This window comes from Hymenobacter agri, assembly GCF_054778495.1.
On sequence record NZ_BAAGZM010000480.1, the window covers coordinates 1 to 3,376 of the forward strand.

Below are 3,376 nucleotides of genomic sequence, written 5' to 3' on the forward strand. Positions count from 1 at the left end.
CTGCCGCTGTACCTGGCCACCACCACCGAGCCCGCCGACGACGCCCTGGCCGCCTACGCCGCAGCCCGCGGCCTGCCCTACCACCGCGGGTCCGAAACCGACGTGCTGGCCCGCTACTACGAAACGGGCGTAAAATTCGGCCTCGACGTGATTGTGCGGGTCACTTCCGACTGCCCGCTGGTGGACGGCCGGCTGATTGGCGAAGCCGTGGCCCGCTACCAGGCCGATGCCGACCCGCTCGAATTCCGCTCCAACTCCATCATTCGCAGCTTTCCGCGGGGGCTGGATTTTGAGATTTTCTCGATGCCTATGCTGGCCGAAGCCTGTGAGCGCGCCACCTCGCCCTTCGAGCGCGAGCACGTGACGCCCTACCTGAAAACCGGCCCCGCCGCCACGCACTTCCGCAACGTGGACGAGGTATGGCCCGGCGGCGACTTCGGCCGCTTCCGCATTACGCTCGATACGCCGGAGGACTACGAGGTGCTGCGCCGCCTCATCGAGGAACACCACGCCAACCAGCTGGCCCTGCCCGCGCTGCTGGCCCTGCTCGAAGCGCAACCCGAAATCATGGCCCTGAACGCCGGCGTCGAGCAAAAAACCATCTAAGCATGAGCCAGTCCACCCCAAACCCGGCCGACCTCGTGCACCTCAACGAGCTGGGCTACTACGAAATAACCCGCAAGCCCACGCCCGAAGAGTTGCGCGACTACTACGCCCAGCGCTACTACCAAGAAAACCGCAGCAGCTACCAGCCCACGTATTCGGAGGCCGAACGCGAGCACATTGAAGGCAAACTCCGCCTGCGCCACTGGGTACTGGAGCAACTGCTGAACCCGGCCACCGTGCCGGCTGACTCGGCTGCTGCTTCTCCCGCCGCTGCAGCTCCTGCCGAAGCTCCGGTAATTGATGCATCGCCCACCACAGCCCCTTTCAGCCCCCGCACCTTCCTCGACGTGGGCTGCGGCGAGGGCTGGGCGCTCGACTACTTTCAGCGTCAGGGCTGGGACGTGCTGGGGCTCGACTTTAGCAGCTTCAGCCTGGAGCAGTTTCACCCTGGCCTGCGCGGCCGCCTGCGCGCCGGCGACCTCTACGACGGCCTGCAAGAGTTGATTACCGAAGGCCGGCAGTTCGACGTGCTCTGGCTCGACAACGTACTCGAACACGTCATCGACCCGGCCGAGCTGCTGCGCCGCTGCCGTGCCCTCACCCGCCTTGGCGGCGTGCTGATGGTGGACGTGCCCAACGACTTTTCGCCCCTGCAGCAGCACCTGCTGGCCACTGGCCACATCGACCGCCCGTTCTGGGTGGCGCTGCCCGACCACCTCTCGTATTTCGGGGCGGCCGGCCTGCGCAACCTGGCCGCGGCCACTGGCTGGCGTACCGCCCGAGTACTTGGCGACCAGCCCATTGACCTCAACCTCTTCAACCCCGCCACCAACTACGTGATGGACCGCACGGCCGGCAAAGCCGCCCATCAATCGCGGCTGGAGCAGGACAACTTCCTGCTGCGCACGGCCCCGCTGCCCGCCGTGGCCGCCTACTACGAGGCGATGGCCGGCGTGGGATTGGGTCGCAGTGTAGTGGCGTTTTTGCAGCCAGCGTAGTCCAAGAATGATGAGAACGTCATGCTGAGCCTCCGCTCAGCATGACGTTCTTTTGTGTTCGATTACTCAATAAGTCCCCATGTCCTCTCCCATCTCCGTGCTCAGCGGTGCCCTCCCGGCCGAGCAGCTGCGCCGCGAAAACTTCGCCCAGAGCCTGCGCGAGTCGCCAATCCCCAACACCGAGTTGCTGAGCAACCTGGGCCTGTACCTGAACCGCCAGACGTTTTCGCGCCTGCTGTTCATGGCCGAGCTCTACCAGCACATCATTCCGGTGCACGGCGTGGCCATGGAGTTTGGCGTGCGCTGGGGCCAGAACCTGGCGCTGTTGCACGCCCTGCGCGGCATCTACGAGCCCTTCAACTACAACCGCAAAATCATTGGCTTCGACACCTTCGGTGGGTTTCCGTCGGTCGATGAGAAAGATGGCAGCCTTGTGAAACCCGGCGACTACGGCGTGAGCGCCGACTACCAGCGCCAGCTTACCGACATCCTGGCCCTGCACGAGGCCGACAGCCCCATTCCGCACAAGCGCAAGTTTGAGCTCGTGGCCGGCGACGCCACCGAAACCGTGCCCCAGTACCTGCGCGACCACCCCGAAACCATCATCGCCTTCGCCTACTTCGACTTCGATATCTACGCCCCCACCAAGGCCTGCCTCGAAGCCATTCGCCCGCGCCTCACCAAAGGGGCCGTAGTGGCCTTCGATGAGTTGAACTGCCCCGAGTTCCCCGGCGAAACACTGGCCTTCGACGAGGTATTCGGCGTGGCCAACTACGCCCTGCGCCGCAGCCCCCTCAATCCACTGATTTCGTATCTAATTGTGTGATTGGTGGGTTGTAGAGATGCATATTTGCGTCTCGTCGTTGAACGGTTCCGTTGAACGACTCCAGCGCCAGCCGTTCAACGACGAGACGCAAATATGCGTCTCTACCCGCCGCCATGCCCACCGCCTACCGCACTCTGCGCCTGAACGACTACCGCCACGGCCGCTACCGCCTGCTGCCCATCCGCCTCGACGACCGCGAGGCCATTCGCCAGTGGCGCAACGACCAGATTGACATTCTGCGCCAAGCTGCGCCGCTTACCGGCGAGGCCCAAGACCGGTATTTCCGCGACGTGGTAACGCCGCTGTTCGAGGCCGAGCAGCCAGGGCAGCTGCTGTTTTCGCTGCTGCTCGATGAGGAGTTGATTGGCTACGGCGGCTTGGTGCACATCGACTGGAACGCCGGCCGGGCCGAGATTTCCTTTCTGCTCGAAACCGGCCGCAATGCCCATATTCCCACTTTTCAGGCCGACTTTACCGCCTACCTGCACCTGCTGCGCCAGGTAGCTTTCGACGACCTGAGCCTACAGAAAATCAACACCGAAGCCTACGACGTGCGCCCCTACCTCACGGCCGTGCTCGAAGCCGAGGGCTTTACCGAGGAAGCCCGCCTGCCCCGCCACGTGCAGGTGGCCGGGCAGCTGGTCGATACGGTGTTTCACAGCTGTTTCCGGCCCACCGGGGCCTTCCGCGGGCATGTGCTGATAACCAGCCTGGCGGGCAAGGCTCCGTTGCTGCGCGCCGTGCAAGCGGCTGCTCGCCGCCTGCACTACGCCACCAAAGTCATTGGGGCTGACCTCAACCCCCAGGCCCTGGCCCGCCCGCTGGCCGACGATTTCTGGCCCATGCCCCCGCTACGCGACGAGGCACTGCCCGAGCTACTGGACGAGATGCAGACGCGCGGCATCGCCTACCTTATCCCGACGCGCGACGGCGAGCTGGCCTTCTG

4 protein-coding genes are annotated in these 3,376 nt (G+C 64.6%); all 4 read left to right on the plus strand.

Features of this window, described 5'->3' with window-relative positions; all coding sequences use genetic code 11:
• Window positions 1–606 (plus strand): cytidylyltransferase domain-containing protein (locus tag ACYVDE_RS17960; protein ID WP_460502929.1); only part of this gene is annotated, 606 nt, incomplete at its 5' end.
• A 2-nt stretch (window positions 607–608) separates the two neighbouring features.
• Complete coding sequence (locus ACYVDE_RS17965) at window positions 609–1,604, plus strand: class I SAM-dependent methyltransferase (RefSeq protein WP_460502930.1); 996 nt, start codon at window positions 609–611, stop codon at window positions 1,602–1,604.
• Between the two features lie 79 nt (window positions 1,605–1,683).
• Window positions 1,684–2,430: a class I SAM-dependent methyltransferase gene (locus ACYVDE_RS17970; protein ID WP_460502931.1), complete on the plus strand. Its 747-nt coding sequence runs from the start codon at window positions 1,684–1,686 to the stop codon at window positions 2,428–2,430.
• A 113-nt stretch (window positions 2,431–2,543) separates the two neighbouring features.
• Window positions 2,544–3,376: GNAT family N-acetyltransferase (locus ACYVDE_RS17975; protein ID WP_460502932.1), on the plus strand; the 833-nt coding region annotated here is incomplete at its 3' end.

What these genes read in the sequence shown, in the direction of transcription:
- ACYVDE_RS17965 (WP_460502930.1), top strand. Translation starts at nt 609, where the DNA reads ATGAGCCAGTCCACCCCAAACCCGGCCGACCTCGTGCACCTCAACGAG.
- ACYVDE_RS17970 (WP_460502931.1), top strand. Translation starts at nt 1,684, where the DNA reads ATGTCCTCTCCCATCTCCGTGCTCAGCGGTGCCCTCCCGGCCGAGCAG.